Below are 14,928 nucleotides of genomic sequence, written 5' to 3' on the forward strand. Positions count from 1 at the left end.
CGCCGCCAGCGGCACCGTCGCCGGCCGATCGGCAGGGCTTGGGATCGCCGCCGATGTGCGCCAGAATCACCGCTTTCCCGTTCCGGACCGCCGCATGCCCCGCAAGATCGCCGCCCGCAAGTCCCGCATCCATGGCAACGGCGTGTTCGCCGTGCTGCCGCTCAAGAAAGGCGAGCGGGTCATCGAATACAAGGGCCGCCGCCGCACCCATGCCGAAGTGGACCGCGACGAGGCCGGCGACGTCGAGACCGGCCACACCTTCCTGTTCACCCTCAGCGACGACTACGTGATCGACGCCAACTACGAGGGCAACGACGCGCGCTGGATCAACCACAGCTGCGCGCCGAACTGCGAGGCAGTGATCGTCGAGGCCGAAGGCGACGACCGCCGCCAGGACAAGGTGGTGATCGAGGCGTTGCGCGACATCAAGCCGGGCGAGGAGCTGACCTACAACTACGGCATCACCCTGGGCGAGCGGCACACGCCGCGGCTGAAGAAGATCTGGGAATGCCGCTGCGGCGCGAAGAACTGCACCGGCACCATGCTGCAGCCCAAGCGCTGAGCGCGCCTGCACGTCGCATCGACGTGCGGTTCACGACGTTGCAACCGCCGCGCTCCTACGGTGACGCTCCCCCATGCACAGGAGTTTCCCATGAGCGCAGCACCTTCCCTTGCCGGCAAGCACGTCGCGTTCCTGGCCACCGACGGCTTCGAGCAGTCCGAGTTGCAGGAACCCAAGCGCCTGCTGGAATCGTGGGGCGCGCAGGTCGACGTGATCGCGCCCGGCGACGCGTCCAGCATCCGCGGCTGGAACAAGAAGGACTGGGGCGACAGCGTGCCGGTCGACAAGCGCCTGGAGCAGGCCGATGCCGGCGCCTACGACGCGCTGGTGCTGCCCGGTGGCGTGATCAATCCGGACAACCTGCGCACCGAGGCCGGCGCGATCCGCTTCATCCAGGCATTCGCCAGCGCCGGCAAGCCGGTCGCGGCGATCTGCCATGGCCCCTGGCTGCTGGCCGAGAGCGGCTTGGTGCGCGACAAGCAGGTGACCTCGTGGCCGTCGGTCAAGACCGACCTGAGCAATGCCGGCGGCCGCTGGCAGGACGCCGAGGTGGTGGTGGACGGCAACCTGATCACTAGCCGCAAGCCGGACGACATCCCGGCGTTCGCGGCGGCGGTGGCCAAGGCGCTGGGCTGAGTCGGCGCAGTCTCCGTAACGGGAAACGGCGGCCCGCGGGCCGCCGTTTTGTATAGAAGGGCTTCCCCCGGCTGGGGAACGAAACAGCCGGGTCGATCGCCGGGAACGTGTCGCGGCTGAAGCCGCTCCTACAGTGCACCAGTTGGCTGGCCGGGCCCCTTTTGTAGGAGCGGCTTCAGCCGCGACGGCATCCGAAGTCTGACGCTGTCCGCAACCGATCCGGTTCCGACAGAACTCCCCGCCGATCGTCGCGGCTAGAGCGCGTGCGCGACGCGTACCGAAACCAGCGTGCAGTTTTTCGCGCCCTGTTCCGCGTCACGCAGCGCCATCGCATCACCTGCAGCCGTGCAGGCTCATTGACCCGACAGCGCCCCGGCCGGCACCAGCTGGCTGATGTCCTGGTTGAAGTGCACCACCAGCTTGCCGTTCTCCACCGCCGCCGACTGGATCTGCACGTTGCCCATCACCGCGGCCAGCGCCGGATCCAGTTTGTAGATCGGTTCCTTGCGCGCGTAGTCGTCCAGCCACACGTTGAGCAGCTCGCGGGTGTTGGCGTCGAGCTTGCCGCCACTGGCGGCCGGGCGGAAATCGTCGATGGTCGGCGCCTGCAGGTGGAAGCCCTGGGTCTGCTGCTCGTAGCGCAGCGCGCTGGTCAGCAGCACCGTGCCCAACGGGGTCGGCGCGCCGCCGCCGGTGGCCATGCTCAGGTCGAACTGCATCTTCAGCCGGTCGCCCGGCGGCAGCGACAGCTTGGGGTCGCGAATGGTCATCTTGACCAAGCCGCCGAGCGCCTTGTGCGTCTGCGGGAAGCTGCCGTCCAGATAATGCTGCACATCGGCGGCGCCGACGCTGACCTGCTTGCCCTGGATCATGGGCTCGGCGTGCAGTTGCGACGCGGTGGCGAGAATCAGCAGCGCGGCAGCGCGCAGGATCGGCAGGCGAAGCTTCATGGTGTGGCGCCTTGGCGGGATAAGAGGGTCAACATAACCGCAGCGGGTGAATGCGCGATTAGCGAAACGGGGCGGTGGAGGCGGATCGTGCATGCCATGGCGCCGCAGCGGTCCGCCGCGCGCGGAACACCGTGGGAGATCACGGCAGGCTGCAGCCGTACCCACGCGCGACAATCGCGGCAGACGACACGCGTGGTGCATGGCGTTGCGCATCCTCGCCAGCCTGGCGCACGTGCGCAGACGGCGCACGTGCGCAAGCTAGGTCGTCACGCTCGGCGCCAGCCGCGCGAGGATCGCGTCCAGCGACGGGCGCAGCGGCGCCAGCAGCGCCTGCGCCTCGCCGTCGCTGCGCTCGCTCAGCCCGCGCAGCAGTTGGGTACCGACGGTCAGCGCGGCGCGCTCGTCGCCGTGCAGCCCCGGATGGCGCTGCGCCGCTTCCAGCAGGCGCATCCAGTCCTGCCGGCAGCGGGCCTCGAATTCGATGGTGCAGCGGCCTTGGCATTGCAGCCCGTCGGCCTCGATCGGCGTGACGGTGATGCGGTAGCGTTGGGAGGCGGTCATGGGCGTGCGCAGGGGCGGGTGGTGAACCCAAGATAGGCGCCGACCGCCGCCGCCACGAGGGGGATGGCCGCGACGCTCTGTTCCAGCGGCTTCCGTGACGGGTTCAGCGCGCTGCGCGCAGCAGCGGCAACGGATCGTAGGCGCCGCCTTCGGCATAGACGCCGTAGTGCAGGTGCGGCGGCGTGCCGCGCGCATTGCCGCTGTCGCCGACGCTGCCGAGCGGGTCGCCGGCCTCGACCAGGTCGCCGACCTGCAGGCCTGGCGCCCAGTCCTGCAGGTGCGCGTAGTAATGGCGCTGCCGGGCCGGGCCTAGCACCCAGACCTGGCGCCCGCCCAGGCCGCGGTCGGCGACCGCCACCACGATGCCGCGGGTGGCCGACAGCACCGGCGTGCCGCGCTTGGCGAAGATGTCCACGCCGGCATGCTGGCGGTCGCGGCCGCGCGGCGCGCCGAAGGTGGCGGCGACGCGGCGCGGGTCCACGCCTTGCACCGGCATGTGCAGCGCGGCCGGCGGCGGCTGCCGCGCCAGTTCCCAGCCGACCCGCACGCGCAGCGCCCACGGCTGCCGCCAGGCCCATGCCAGCGACAACGCGAGACCGGCCAGCACCGCGAGGCGCAACAGCCAGCGGCGCAGCCGCCGCGCCGGCGAGGGCGCCGCCGTCATCGGCTACTGGTCGCCCTGGGCCGCGGCCTGCTGCTGCAGGTGCTGTTTCAAGCCCTCGTCGATGCCGAGCTGGCGCGCCAGCTCGTCCAGGTAGCTGCGTTCCATGAAGCTCTGCTCGTCGGCGGCGAGCAGGCTGGCCAGGTACATCTCCGAGGCGATTTCCGGGGTCGTCGCGGCCTGCGCCACCTCGGCCGGGTCCAGCGGCTTCTCCAGTTCCGCATGCAGCCAGCGCTGCACGTCCTCGTCGCCGTTGAGCCGGGTGAACTCGCCTTCGATCAGTTCGCGTTCGCGCGTATCGATATGGCCGTCGGCCTTGGCCGCGGCGACCAGCGCGCGCAGGATGGCCTGGCTGTGCTGCTCCACCTCCAGCGGCGGCAGCCGGTCCAGGGTCTGCGGTTCCGGCGCGGCGGCGCCGAGCTGCTGGCGCTTGTAGTCGCCGTAGGCGCGGTAGGCCATCACCCCGAGCGCGGCCAGGCCGCCGTAGGTGGCCAGCTTGCGCGTGGTGCGGTTCTTGCCCAGCAGCAGGCCGAGCGCGCCGCCGCTCAGGGCGCCCTTGCCGAAGTCGGCGTTGAGCATGCCGCCGAGGCCGCCGCCCTTGGCGGAGGCGCCTGCAGCGGCGGGCGTGCCGGTCTTGGCCATGGCCTGGCCGGCGGCGCCCTGCGCCGATTGCAGCAGTTGGTCGAGAAAGCCCTGTAGCTTCATGCACGCATTTCCTGTCGATGGGAGGCGCAGGTATAGCGGGCGTCGCCTTAGCGGCCTGTCAATCCCGTTGCCGGCGCCGGCGAGCGCGCAAAAAAAACGAGACGGCGCGGGCCGTCTCGTCGGTGTGCTTGCCTGGATCAGGCGTCGCTGCTCAGAGCGCGGCGTCCTTGAGCTTCTTCAGCGGGCGCACCTTCAGCTTGGTGGTGGCCGGCTTGGCGGCGAACCACTGCTCTTCCTTGGTGAACGGGTTGATGCCCTTGCGCTTCGGCTTGGCCGGCACGCTGACGGCGGTGATCTTGAGCAGGCCCGGCAGGGTGAACGAACCGGCGCCCTTCTTGTTGACCGAACCGGCCACGGCCTGCTCGAGCGAGGCCATCACCGCGCGCACGTCCTTGGCGATGACGCCGCTGGTTTCGGCGATATGCGCGACGAGTGCGGACTTGCTCAGTGCGTCCTTGATCGGCTTGGGAGCGGCCGGCTTGGCGGCGGTCTTGGTGGCTACTTTCTTCGCTGCCTTTTTCGGGGCAGCCTTTTTCGCGGTCTTTGCCATGATGTCCTGATTCCGTAAACGATAGGTGGTTGGGTCGCGCCGACCCCGTCGGCATGGCGAAATGTAGGGCATGTGCTACGCCGCGCCAATAGGCAAACGGCAAAAAACACCGAAAAAAACCCGGTGCCGGGTCTTTTTTGCGTCGCCGGGCGGCTTTGGCTCGGAAAAACGGCAGCGTACCGCCGTCGGGGACGCGTCGCGCCGATGCCCTCGGGCGCGCGAGGCGTGCTCGCCTGGCGCGTCGCGAACGCCGTCTGCGGCGTGGCTGTCCGCCTCTGCGGCGGCGCCCGCATGCGGGCGCGCCGCCGACGCTGGCGCGGTCCGCCTGTCGCGCACGCGTGTGGCCGCGTGCGGATTGCCGTCGCCATCGGCCGTCGTCGAGCCGGCCATGCCGGTGCGCAGCGCGCAGCCATGGGCGCAGCGAACCAGATGGCATGGCGCGGGAATCGTCTGTCGCCGGTGGCTCGGCGCGCTGCGCCGCACAAGGCCGTAACGCGTTCTGCCTTATCGTGCCGGTCTCATCCACCGACAGGAGCACCGCATGGGCATTTCGCGTCACGCCACCGCGCATTGGGAAGGCGACCTCAAGAGCGGCAAGGGCCAACTGAGCACGCCGCAGAGCGGGTTGCTGGAGAACACCCGCTACGCCTTCAGCAGCCGCTTCGGCGACGAGAAGGGCACCAACCCGGAAGAACTGATCGCCGCCGCACACGCCGGTTGCTTCACCATGGCGCTGTCGGCCAAGTTGAGCGAGGCCGGGTTCCCGCCGACCTCGCTGGACACGCGCGCCGAAGTCGACCTGTCGATGGAGGGCGGTCCGCAGCTGTCGCAGATCCGGCTCAAGGTCAAGGCGGTGGTCCCGAACATCGAGGCCGCGCAGTTCCGCGCGCTGGCCGACGACGCCAAGCAGAACTGCCCGGTGTCCAAGGCGCTCAGCGCCGTGCCGATCAGCCTGGAAGCGGACCTGGGTTGAGCGTGGCGGCCCGGTGCCCGCCGGGCCGCGCGCTTTCGAAACGCCGTCTTGTCCCGGCCGCGCCTGCGCTGCGCCAGGCGCGGCCTGCCGCTTCGGTGCGTTGCCGGGCGCGTTCCAGCGGCGAACGCGCATAAGCGCATTAGCGTCCGTGTAGCGGCAGCTGTCGCCGCGCTAAACAGTCGGCGCCGGCCGGTCCCAATTCAGTCGTGTTTCACCGGCGCGGACCGAGCATGCGGTTGCGCGATCCACGCGCCTGGAATCCTCGCCATGAACAAGCTCTCGACCCGTCTTCTGACCGCCGCGCTCGCCGTGGGCGTGGTCGGCTCCGCCGCTGCGCAGGACTACGGCCGCTACGACGACTATCGCGACCGCGGCTATTCGGGCAACGGCGCCTACGACTACGCCCGCGTGGTGCGTGCCGACCCGGTCATCGTGCCGGTGCGCGGGCCGCGCGAGACCACCGAGCGCTGCTACGAACGCCCGGCCTCCGACGAATACGTCGAGAACGGCTACCGCAGCGGCTACTACAGCGATGGCTATCGCGGCAACGACGGCGGGCGCAGCGCCGCCACCGTGGTCGGCGGCATCGCCGGCGCGTTGCTGGGCAGCCGCGTCGGCGGCGGCAGCGGGCGTTTCGTCGGCACCGCGGTCGGTACCATGGTCGGCGGCCTGGCCGGGCGCTCGATCTACGACAGCAACGCGCGCACCACGGTGCGGACCGGCTCGGTCAGCGTCTGCGAGCCGGTGGCCTATCGCAGCGAAAGCTACGACCGGGTGGACGGCTACGACGTGACCTACGAGTACGGCGGCCGCTACTACCACACCCATACCACGCAGCGTCCGGGCGACCGCATCCGCGTGCGGGTGGACGTGCTGCCGGATTGATCGGCGCCTGCGTGGCGGGAGGGCTCCGGTCATGCTGCCCATAGATCGCCGGCGTAGCGCATCACGGTAGGGCGGGAGCGGCGGCTGTCTGCACAAGCGGCATGGGTCGTCTTGGCCGATGTGGCGCATGCCGGCACGCCGCTGCCCGCTGCACCGCTGCCTGCAGCGCTTCGCTTGGCGTCGTGCCAATAGCTGCTCTCGCTACCGACGCAGGCGGAAATGCCCCCGCAAGCGAGGCAGTGGCAGCAGCCGGCACCAGCGGCTTGCTCCTCTTAGAATGCGCCGCAGCGGTCCCCGACGTCCTCCGAAGCTGCGGTGAGCCATGAAACTGCGTATTGCAACGCCGGCCGACGGCGCCGCCTTGAACAGGTTAAAGCGCGAGGCGTCGCTGGTGGCCGACGAGTACAGGCAGGCGCTCCTGGCCCATCCCGACTTGCTGCGTGTTCCCGAGGACCAGTTGCGCGCGGGCGCGGTGCTGCTTGCCGAACACGGGCGCGACATCGTCGGGTTCGCCGCGGTGGGTCGGCGGGAGGACGGAATCGAACTGGAAGGCTTGTTCGTCGCCCCGTCCCACTGGAGGCGGGGAGTGGGGCGGCGATTGGTCCAGGGCGCGGCCACCGAGTTCGGTGGCGATGCGCCGGTCGCCGTCCATGTCGTGGCAAGCCCGGACGCGGTGGCGTTCTACCAAGCCTGCGGTTTCGACGTCGTTTCCGATACGACGACACGGTTCGGCCCGGCCATCGTCATGCGGCGCGCCGGGACGCGCTGAGCAACCGCAGGAACGGCGCGGCCGGCGCTGCGGTGCCTGGCCGCTTCGAGGCGAGTGCCAAGCCCTTGGCCGCTGGTCCTTCTTGGATTGCCGTAAGGCAGGCGACTCCGTTCCGGCTCAGCGCCAGTCGATGCGGCCATCGATGACGGTCTGCACCTGGCCGCCGGACCAGACCTCGCCGGCGCTGTCCACGCTCAGGGTCAGCAAGGCGTCGTGGCCGACCTCGCGGCCCTGGCTGGCGACGTAGCGGCCGTCGCGGCCGGGCAGGGCGTGGCGATGGTCCAGCCATGCCGCGAGCACCGCGTTGGCGGCGCCCGACGCGGCGTCCTCGAAGCGGCGGCCGTTGCCGACGAAGGCGCGCACGGCAAGTTCGTAATCCTGGCCGCCGGCACGCGCGTAGGCGAACACGCCCATGCTGCCGGTGCTCTCGGCCAATGCGGCAACCGCGTCCCAGTCGGGCGCCAGGCCGCGCAGCGTGGCCTCGTCGGCGACGTCGACCAGCCACCAGCGCCTGCCTCCGTCCATCAGCACCGGCGGCTGCGTGCCGAGCGTCCAGCCGCGCAGCGCGGCGGCCAGGCGCGGATCCGCGGCATCGGCGGTCTCCGCCACCCGTGCGCGCGGGGTACGGATCGCGATGCTGCGCACGCCGCCGTCCACGTCCACCCGCAGCGGCAGCAGCCCGGCGACGCCTTCCTGCACCAACAGGCCGTCCCTGGGCGCGGCGATGCCGGCCTCCAGCACCGCATGCGCGGTGCCGACGCTGGGATGGCCGGCGAACGGCACCTCCTTCTGCGGACTGAACATGCGGATGCCGTAGCTGGCGCCCGGCTGCGTGGCCGGGAACACGAAGGTGGTCTCCGGCAGCCGCGTCCAGCGCGCGATCGCCTGCATGGCCGCCGCGTCCAGGCCCTGCGCATCCAGCACCACGGCCAGCGGGTTGCCGGCGCCGGGGCGCGGGGAGAACACATCCAGTTGCAGGAAACGGCGCGTGGTCATGGCGGGCATTCGCGAGTGGGGCGCGCAGCTTAGCAATCGGCGTGCGCGCCGGTGCGCCCGCGCTTTGCCGGCAACCCCCAGCAAGCGCCGGGCTTGGCATAGAATCGCAGGTTCCGCCCGGCGTTCCGGGCCTCTTTCCCTCCACCAGACCCCCCACACGAAATGTCCTCTTCCCCCCACGTCGATCGTTGGATCGTCCTCAAGTTCGGCGGCACCTCGGTGTCGCGTCGTCATCGCTGGGACACGATCGGAACGCTGGCGAAAAAACGCGCCGACGAGACCGGCGCGCGGGTGCTGGTGGTGGTGTCGGCGCTGTCGGGGGTGACCAACGAACTGACCGCCATCGCCGACGGCAGCGCCGACAGCGCGCAGCGCGTGGCCGCGCTGGAGCAGCGCCACCGCCAGTTCCTGGGCGAGCTGGAACTGGACGCCGACGCCGTACTCGGCGAACGCCTGGCGGCGCTGCGCGGGTTGCTGGACGACCCGCGCGCGGCGGCGCGCACGCTGGACTGGCAGGCCGAGGTGCTGGGCCAGGGCGAATTGCTGTCCTCCACGCTGGGTGCGGCCTACCTGCGCGCCAGCGGCCTGGACATCGGCTGGATGGACGCGCGCCAGTGGCTGGACGCGCTGCCACCGCAGCCCAACCAGAGCGAGTGGTCCAAGCGGCTGTCGGTGTCGTGCCAGTGGCAGTCCGACGCCGCCTGGCGCGAGCGCTTCGTCGCCCAGCCGGCGCGGATGCTGATCACCCAGGGCTTCATCTCCCGGCACCAAGACGGCGGCACCGCGATCCTCGGCCGCGGCGGCTCGGACACCTCGGCGGCGTACTTCGGCGCGCTGCTCGGCGCCAGCCGGGTGGAGATCTGGACCGACGTGCCGGGCATGTTCAGCGCCAACCCGCGCGAGGTGCCGGACGCGCGCCTGCTGACCCGGCTGGACTATTACGAGGCGCAGGAAATCGCCACCACCGGCGCCAAGGTGCTGCACCCGCGCTCGATCAAGCCGTGCCGCGACGGCGGCGTGCCGATGGCGATCCTGGACACCGAGCGCCCAGAGCTGCCCGGCACCAGCATCGACGGCAACGCGCGCACCGTGCCCGGGGTCAAGGCGATCAGCCGCCGCAACGGCATCGTGCTGGTGTCGATGGAAGGTATCGGCATGTGGCAGCAGGTCGGCTTCCTGGCCGACGTGTTCGCGCGCTTCGCCAAGCACGGGCTGTCGGTGGACCTGATCGGCTCGGCCGAGACCAACGTCACCGTGTCGCTGGACCCCAGCGAGAACCTGGTCAACACCGACGTGCTGGCGGCGCTGTCGGCCGACCTGGCGGAGATCTGCCGGGTCAAGATCATCGTGCCGTGCGCGGCGATCACCCTGGTCGGGCGCGGCATGCGCTCGCTGCTGCACAAGCTCTCGGACGTGTGGGCCACGTTCGGCAAGGAGCGCGTGCACATGATCTCGCAGTCGTCCAACGACCTGAACCTGACCTTCGTCATCGACGAGGCCGATGCCGACGGCCTGCTGCCGATCCTGCACGCCGAGCTGATCGACAGCGGCGCGATGCCGGTGGAGGAGACCGAGGTGTTCGGCCCGCGCTGGCGCGAGATCACCGGCAGCGTGCGCGCGCGGCCCACGCCGTGGTGGCACGCCGAGCGCGCGCACCTGTTGCGCCTGGCGCAGGCCGGCACGCCGCGCTACGTCTACCACCTGCCGACCTTGCGCGAGCGCGCCCGCGCGCTGCAGGCGATCGCGCCGATCGACCAGCGCTACTACGCGATCAAGGCCAACTCGCACCCGGCGCTCCTGGAGGCGCTGGTCGCCGAAGGCTTCGGCCTGGAATGCGTGTCGCACGGCGAACTGCGCCGGGTGTTCGACACGTTGCCGGAGCTGTCGCCGCGGCGCGTGCTGTTCACCCCCAGCTTCGCGCCGAAGGCCGAGTACGAAGCCGCGTTCGCGCTGGGGGTGACCGTCACCGTCGACAACGTCGAGCTGCTGCAGCGCTGGCCGGAGCTGTTCCGCGGCCGCAGCCTGTGGCTGCGCATCGACCTGGGCCATGGCGACGGCCACCACGAGAAGGTCAACACCGGCGGCAAGGCCTCCAAGTTCGGGCTGTCGGCCACGCGGGTGGACGAATTCGTCGAGGCCGCGCGCAGCCTGGACATCCGCATCGTTGGCGTGCACGCGCACCTGGGCAGCGGCGTGGAGACCGCGCAGCACTGGCGGCGCATGTGCGACGAACTGGCCGGCTTCGCGCGCCGCATCGGCAGCGTGGAAGTCATCGACATCGGCGGCGGCCTGCCGATCGCGTACAGCGCCGACGACGAGCCGTTCGACCTGGACGCCTGGGCGCAGGGCCTGGCCGAGGTCAAGGCGGTGCATCCGGCGTTCCGCCTGGCGATCGAGCCGGGCCGCTACCTGGTCGCCGAGTGCGGCGTGCTGCTGACCCGCGCCACCCAGGTGATCGACAAGGACGGCATCCGCCGGGTCGGCCTGGACGCGGGCATGAACGCGCTGGTGCGTCCGGCGCTGTACGACGCCTGGCACGACGTGGCCAACCTCAGCCGGCTGCAGGACCAGGCCGATGCGGTGTTCGACGTGGTCGGCCCGATCTGCGAATCCAGCGACGTGTTCGGCAAGCGCCGCCGGCTGCCGGCCGCCACCGCGCCGGACGACGTGATGCTGATCGCCGACGCCGGCGCCTACGGCTACGCGATGGCCAGCACCTACAACCAGCGCGAGCTGCCGCGGGAGGACGTGATCGATGCGCCCGCAGGCTGAGACCCATCTTCCTGCGCCGCCGCGCGCACCGCGACCGGCTCGCCGCGCTGCGGCGCGAATGCCGGTCCACCTGATTCCGGATACGCCATGACCGCTTTCGACAAACAGCAGATCACCACCTTCCGCTTCGTGCGCTGCGCGTTCGACGCCGACAGCGGCGTGGCGCGCCTGGTCTATGCCTTCGACCAGGGCCCGGAGCTGGTGGAGACGATCACCGTGCCCGGCGCGCCGTTCGTGCTGGACGCGGCGCGCGCGCAGGCGGTGCAGCGCGCGCTGCGCCTGCTGCACCTGATCGCCGGGGTCAGCTACTACAAGGCCGCGGTGCCGCCGCGGATCGCCATCGACGACTACGCGATCGACGCCGACACCGCCGCGCTGCTGGACAGCGTGTACCTGCATGGCCTGGGCGAGTTCGCCTACCGCAACGGCCTGGACCTGCACGGCAAGATCCGGTTCCCCGCGACGGCGCCGGCGGGCGAGGGCGCGGCGGCGCTGGGCCTGCGCGCGCACGCGCTGGTCGCGATCGGCGGCGGCAAGGATTCGCTGGTCAGCATCGAGGCGCTGCGCGCGGCCGGGGTGGAGCAGACCGTGGCCTGGATCGGCGGTTCGCAGCTGATCCGCGCCTGCGCCGAACGCACCGCGCTGCCGACCTTGAACATCGGCCGCGCGCTGGCGCCGGAGCTGTTCGAACTGAACCGGCAGGGCGCGTGGAACGGGCATATCCCGGTGACCGCGGTGAACTCGGCGATCCTGGTGTTCGCCGCGCTGCTGCACGACGCCGGCCAGGTGGTGTTCTCCAACGAGCACTCGGCCAGCTACGGCAGCCAGATCGCCGGCACCGGCGAGGTCAATCACCAGTGGTCCAAGGGCTGGGCGTTCGAGCAGGCGTTCGGCGCGCAGGTGCAGCGCTACGTGGCCGCGGACCTGCGCTACTACTCGCTGCTGCGCCCGCTGTCGGAGCTGGCGGTGGCGCGCCAGTTCGCCAAGAACGACCACTACGACGCGCATTTCTCCAGCTGCAACCGCAACTTCCACATCCTCGGCGAGCGCCCGGCGCACCGCTGGTGCGGGGTCTGCCCGAAGTGCCATTTCGTGTTCCTGGCGCTGGCGCCGTTCATGCCCAAGACGCGGCTGGTGCGGATCTTCGGCCGCAACCTGCTCGACGACGCGGCGCAGGCGCCGGGTTTCGACGCGCTGCTGGAGTTCCAGGACCACAAGCCGTTCGAATGCGTCGGCGAGGGCCGCGAATCGCGCGCGGCGATGGCCACGCTGGCTGCGCGCGCGGAATGGAAGGAGGACGCGCTGGTGGCGCGTTTCATCCGCGAGATCCAGCCGCAGCTGGACGCCGAAGACCTGCGCGTGGAGCCGCTGCTGGCGCTGGACGCGCAGCACCGCATCCCGGCCGAACTGTGGGAACGCGTGCGTGCGAATTTCGCAGCTTGAGGGGTTGCGCGTCGCGCTGTGGGGCTGGGGCCGCGAGGGGCGGGCGGCGTACGCCGCGGTGCGCGGCCGGGAATGTGGAATGGGGAATGGGGAATCGGCGGCGGCGCTGCCGCTGACGGTGTTCTGTTCGGCTGACGAGGCGGCGTCGCTGGCGGCGTTGGGCGATCCGGCGCTGCGCGTGGAGACCGAGGCCAGCGCCGAGCGGCTGGCGGCGTTCGATGTGGTGATCAAGTCGCCGGGGATCAGTCCGTACCGGGCCGAGGCGCAGGCCGCGGTGGCGGCCGGCACGCGCTTCCTCGGCGGTACCGCGCTGTGGTTCGCCGAGCACGCCGGCGCCGACGGCGTGGTGCCGGGCAGCGTCTGCGTCACCGGCACCAAGGGCAAGAGCACCAGCACCGCACTGCTGGCGCACCTGCTGCGCGCCGGCGGGCATCGCACCGGGCTGGTCGGCAACATCGGCCTGCCGCTGCTGGAAGTGCTGGCGCCGCCGCAGCCGCCGGACTACTGGGCGATCGAGCTGTCCAGCTACCAGACCGGCGACGTGGCGCGCAGCGGCGCGCGGCCGCAGCTGGCGCTGGTGCTGAACCTGTTCCCGGAGCACCTGGACTGGCATGGCAGCCAGGCGCGCTACATCGAGGACAAGCTGGCGCTGGTGACCCAGGCGCGGCCGCGCATCGCGCTGCTCAACGCCGCCGATCCGCAGTTGGCGGCGCTGGCGCTGGCCGACAGCGAGGTGCGCTGGTTCAACCGCGAGGACGGCTGGCACATGCGCGGCGACGTGGTGCATCGCGGCGACGTGGCGGTGTTCGACAGCGCGCGGGTGCCGCTGCCGGGCCGGCACAATCGCGGCAACCTGTGCGCGGTGCTGGCGGCGATCGAGGCGCTGGGCCTGGACGCGGCGGCGCTGGCGCCGGCCGCGGCGCAGTTCCGGCCGTTGCCGAACCGGCTGCAGACGCTGGGCGAGCGCGACGGCATCGCCTACGTCAACGATTCGATCAGCACCACGCCGCACGCCACGCTGGCGGCGCTGGACTGCTTCCGCGGGCGCCGCATCGCGCTGCTGGTCGGCGGCCACGACCGCGGCCTGGACTGGCAGGACTTCGCCGAACGCATGCGCGCCGGCGCGCCGCTGGAGATCGTCACCATGGGCGCCAACGGCCCGCGCATCCACGCGCTGCTGGCGCCGCAGGCCGCGGCCGGCGGTTTCGGCCTGCACGCCGCGGCGGACCTGCCGGCGGCGCTGGCGCGGGCGCGCGACGCCCTGGGCGCGGCTGGCGGCGTGGTGCTGCTGTCGCCGGGCGCGCCCAGCTTCGGCGCCTACCGCGACTACGTCGCGCGCGGCCGCCATTTCGCCGAACTGGCCGGGTTCGACCCGGAGGCGATCAGTGCGATTCCGGGGCTGGGCATCGCCTGAGCCGGTTGCTCCTGCAGTGGGTTGGCGCGCACGCCGCTTATCAGGTGCCGTGCCTGGAGCGCTTCGATCGATGATGCTGTCCGTGGGAGCGGCTCCAGTCGCGACGGGCACTACCGATAAAGCCCGTCGCGACTGAAGTCGCTCCCACAGTAGACTGCCGGCTGGTTCCGATGGGAGAGACGCGATGCGCACTCGTTCGATGCGGTGGATCGGCCTGCTGGGCCTGGCCCTGGCGTTGCCGTTGCCGGCGCTGGCCGCGATGCAGGCCAAGCCGGTGGAATGGAAGGTCGGCAAGGACAGCTTCAGCGGCGTGCTGGTCTACGACGACGGCGACCACGACAAGCGCCCGGGCCTAGTAATGGTGCCGAACTGGCGCGGCGTCAACGCGTCGGCGATCGAAAAAGCCAAGCAACTCGCCGGAGACGACTACGTGGTGCTGGTGGCCGACGTCTACGGCAAGGGCAAGCGCCCGGCCAACGACACCGAAGCCGGGCAGTTCGCCGGCGCGCTGAAAAAGGATCCGCCGACGCTGCGCGCGCGTGCATTGAAGGCGGTCGAGGTGCTGAAGGCGCAGGCCGGCAAGGCGCCGCTGGACGCCACGCGGATCGGCGCGGTCGGCTTCTGCTTCGGCGGCAGCACGGTGCTGGAACTGGTGCGCGCCGGCGCGCCGCTGGACGGGGTGGTCAGCCTGCACGGCGGCCTGTCCACGCCATCGCCGGCGGCCGCGGGCAGCGCGAAGACGCCGCTGCTGGTGCTCAACGGCGCCGACGACAAGAGCGTGAGCCGCGACGACATCGCCGCCTTCGAGCAGGAAATGAACGCGGCCGGCGCCGACTGGCAGTTCGTCAACTTCAGCGGCGCCGTGCACTGCTTCGCCGAGGCCGACGCCAACAGCCCGCCGGGTTGCCAGTACAACCCGCGTGCGGCCAAGCGGGCGTACCGGATGCTGCACGAGTTCTTTGAGGAGCGGTGGGATTAGGGCTTGGGGGCCGGGATTCGGGATTGGGGGTTCGGGATTGGAGATTCGCAAAGGCCAATCCCGATCACCGAT

At 71.1% G+C, this 14,928-nt stretch carries 15 protein-coding genes; 9 read left to right on the forward strand and 6 right to left on the reverse strand.

Features of this window, described 5'->3' with window-relative positions; translation table 11 throughout:
• The first annotated feature begins 94 nt into the window (after positions 1–94).
• Together OCJ37_RS06620 and OCJ37_RS06625 are read left to right on the forward strand one after the other, a co-directional pair.
• Positions 95–562 carry an SET domain-containing protein gene (locus OCJ37_RS06620; protein WP_263112881.1) on the forward strand — a complete coding sequence of 156 codons (468 nt, stop codon included), beginning with the start codon at positions 95–97 and terminating at the stop codon, positions 560–562.
• A 90-nt stretch (positions 563–652) separates the two neighbouring features.
• The gene (locus tag OCJ37_RS06625) at positions 653–1,198 is read left to right on the forward strand and encodes a type 1 glutamine amidotransferase domain-containing protein (protein ID WP_263112882.1); all 546 of its coding nucleotides are present in this window, start codon (positions 653–655) and stop codon (positions 1,196–1,198) included.
• 353 nt (positions 1,199–1,551) lie between these two features.
• On the opposite strand, the gene OCJ37_RS06630 is transcribed toward OCJ37_RS06625, so the two are convergent.
• The 5 genes from OCJ37_RS06630 to OCJ37_RS06650 all read right to left on the reverse strand — a co-directional run bounded on the left by OCJ37_RS06630 (position 1,552) and on the right by OCJ37_RS06650 (position 4,625).
• Positions 1,552–2,070: a DUF1439 domain-containing protein gene (locus OCJ37_RS06630; protein WP_263113607.1), complete on the reverse strand. Its 519-nt coding sequence runs from the start codon at positions 2,068–2,070 to the stop codon at positions 1,552–1,554.
• A 336-nt stretch (positions 2,071–2,406) separates the two neighbouring features.
• Positions 2,407–2,709: a DUF3861 family protein gene (locus OCJ37_RS06635; protein WP_263112883.1), complete on the reverse strand. Its 303-nt coding sequence runs from the start codon at positions 2,707–2,709 to the stop codon at positions 2,407–2,409.
• Between the two features lie 103 nt (positions 2,710–2,812).
• The gene (locus tag OCJ37_RS06640) at positions 2,813–3,373 is read right to left on the reverse strand and encodes a M23 family metallopeptidase (protein WP_263112884.1); all 561 of its coding nucleotides are present in this window, start codon (positions 3,371–3,373) and stop codon (positions 2,813–2,815) included.
• A gap of 3 nt (positions 3,374–3,376) precedes the next feature.
• Positions 3,377–4,075: a tellurite resistance TerB family protein gene (locus tag OCJ37_RS06645; RefSeq protein WP_263112885.1), complete on the reverse strand. Its 699-nt coding sequence runs from the start codon at positions 4,073–4,075 to the stop codon at positions 3,377–3,379.
• A 151-nt stretch (positions 4,076–4,226) separates the two neighbouring features.
• Positions 4,227–4,625, reverse strand: coding sequence for an HU family DNA-binding protein (locus OCJ37_RS06650; protein WP_263113608.1), 399 nt, complete (start codon positions 4,623–4,625; stop codon positions 4,227–4,229).
• 541 nt (positions 4,626–5,166) lie between these two features.
• On the opposite strand from OCJ37_RS06650, the gene OCJ37_RS06655 reads away from it, so the two are divergent.
• From OCJ37_RS06655 to OCJ37_RS06665, 3 genes are all read left to right on the forward strand, one after another.
• Complete coding sequence (locus OCJ37_RS06655; protein WP_263112886.1) at positions 5,167–5,598, forward strand: OsmC family protein; 432 nt, start codon at positions 5,167–5,169, stop codon at positions 5,596–5,598.
• 267 nt (positions 5,599–5,865) lie between these two features.
• Positions 5,866–6,483 (forward strand): glycine zipper 2TM domain-containing protein, encoded by a 618-nt coding sequence (locus tag OCJ37_RS06660; protein WP_263112887.1) that lies wholly within the window; start codon positions 5,866–5,868, stop codon positions 6,481–6,483.
• A gap of 322 nt (positions 6,484–6,805) precedes the next feature.
• Entirely contained in the window at positions 6,806–7,252 is a 447-nt protein-coding gene (locus tag OCJ37_RS06665) for a GNAT family N-acetyltransferase (protein ID WP_263112888.1), read from the forward strand.
• 117 nt (positions 7,253–7,369) lie between these two features.
• Here the strand turns inward: OCJ37_RS06665 and OCJ37_RS06670 are convergent, their stop codons facing one another.
• Entirely contained in the window at positions 7,370–8,248 is an 879-nt protein-coding gene (locus OCJ37_RS06670) for a PhzF family protein (RefSeq protein ID WP_263112889.1), read from the reverse strand.
• Between the two features lie 162 nt (positions 8,249–8,410).
• Here OCJ37_RS06670 and OCJ37_RS06675 point away from each other — a divergent pair, with 162 nt between their 5' ends.
• From OCJ37_RS06675 to OCJ37_RS06690, 4 genes are all read left to right on the forward strand, one after another.
• The gene (locus tag OCJ37_RS06675; RefSeq protein ID WP_263112890.1) at positions 8,411–11,020 is read left to right on the forward strand and encodes a bifunctional aspartate kinase/diaminopimelate decarboxylase; all 2,610 of its coding nucleotides are present in this window, start codon (positions 8,411–8,413) and stop codon (positions 11,018–11,020) included.
• A gap of 87 nt (positions 11,021–11,107) precedes the next feature.
• Entirely contained in the window at positions 11,108–12,463 is a 1,356-nt protein-coding gene (gene murL, locus OCJ37_RS06680; RefSeq protein WP_263112891.1) for a UDP-N-acetyl-alpha-D-muramoyl-L-alanyl-L-glutamate epimerase, read from the forward strand.
• On the forward strand, positions 12,444–13,877 hold the full coding sequence (gene murD, locus OCJ37_RS06685; RefSeq protein WP_263112892.1) for a UDP-N-acetylmuramoyl-L-alanine--D-glutamate ligase: 1,434 nt from the start codon (positions 12,444–12,446) through the stop codon (positions 13,875–13,877). The genes murL and murD overlap by 20 nt, the downstream gene beginning before the upstream one ends.
• A gap of 184 nt (positions 13,878–14,061) precedes the next feature.
• Entirely contained in the window at positions 14,062–14,856 is a 795-nt protein-coding gene (locus OCJ37_RS06690; protein WP_263112893.1) for a dienelactone hydrolase family protein, read from the forward strand.
• The last annotated feature ends 72 nt before the right edge of the window (positions 14,857–14,928 follow it).

The organism is Xanthomonas sp. AM6, assembly GCF_025665335.1.
GTDB lineage: Bacteria > Pseudomonadota > Gammaproteobacteria > Xanthomonadales > Xanthomonadaceae > Xanthomonas_A.

What these genes read in the sequence shown, in the direction of transcription:
- OCJ37_RS06660 (WP_263112887.1), top strand. Translation starts at nt 5,866, where the DNA reads ATGAACAAGCTCTCGACCCGTCTTCTGACCGCCGCGCTCGCCGTGGGC.
- OCJ37_RS06620 (WP_263112881.1), top strand. Translation starts at nt 95, where the DNA reads ATGCCCCGCAAGATCGCCGCCCGCAAGTCCCGCATCCATGGCAACGGC.
- OCJ37_RS06640 (WP_263112884.1), bottom strand. Translation starts at nt 3,373, where the DNA reads ATGACGGCGGCGCCCTCGCCGGCGCGGCGGCTGCGCCGCTGGCTGTTG.
- OCJ37_RS06655 (WP_263112886.1), top strand. Translation starts at nt 5,167, where the DNA reads ATGGGCATTTCGCGTCACGCCACCGCGCATTGGGAAGGCGACCTCAAG.
- OCJ37_RS06690 (WP_263112893.1), top strand. Translation starts at nt 14,062, where the DNA reads ATGCGCACTCGTTCGATGCGGTGGATCGGCCTGCTGGGCCTGGCCCTG.
- OCJ37_RS06675 (WP_263112890.1), top strand. Translation starts at nt 8,411, where the DNA reads ATGTCCTCTTCCCCCCACGTCGATCGTTGGATCGTCCTCAAGTTCGGC.
- OCJ37_RS06625 (WP_263112882.1), top strand. Translation starts at nt 653, where the DNA reads ATGAGCGCAGCACCTTCCCTTGCCGGCAAGCACGTCGCGTTCCTGGCC.
- OCJ37_RS06670 (WP_263112889.1), bottom strand. Translation starts at nt 8,248, where the DNA reads ATGACCACGCGCCGTTTCCTGCAACTGGATGTGTTCTCCCCGCGCCCC.
- murL (WP_263112891.1), top strand. Translation starts at nt 11,108, where the DNA reads ATGACCGCTTTCGACAAACAGCAGATCACCACCTTCCGCTTCGTGCGC.
- OCJ37_RS06645 (WP_263112885.1), bottom strand. Translation starts at nt 4,075, where the DNA reads ATGAAGCTACAGGGCTTTCTCGACCAACTGCTGCAATCGGCGCAGGGC.
- OCJ37_RS06665 (WP_263112888.1), top strand. Translation starts at nt 6,806, where the DNA reads ATGAAACTGCGTATTGCAACGCCGGCCGACGGCGCCGCCTTGAACAGG.
- OCJ37_RS06630 (WP_263113607.1), bottom strand. Translation starts at nt 2,070, where the DNA reads ATGATCCAGGGCAAGCAGGTCAGCGTCGGCGCCGCCGATGTGCAGCAT.
- OCJ37_RS06635 (WP_263112883.1), bottom strand. Translation starts at nt 2,709, where the DNA reads ATGACCGCCTCCCAACGCTACCGCATCACCGTCACGCCGATCGAGGCC.
- OCJ37_RS06650 (WP_263113608.1), bottom strand. Translation starts at nt 4,625, where the DNA reads ATGGCAAAGACCGCGAAAAAGGCTGCCCCGAAAAAGGCAGCGAAGAAA.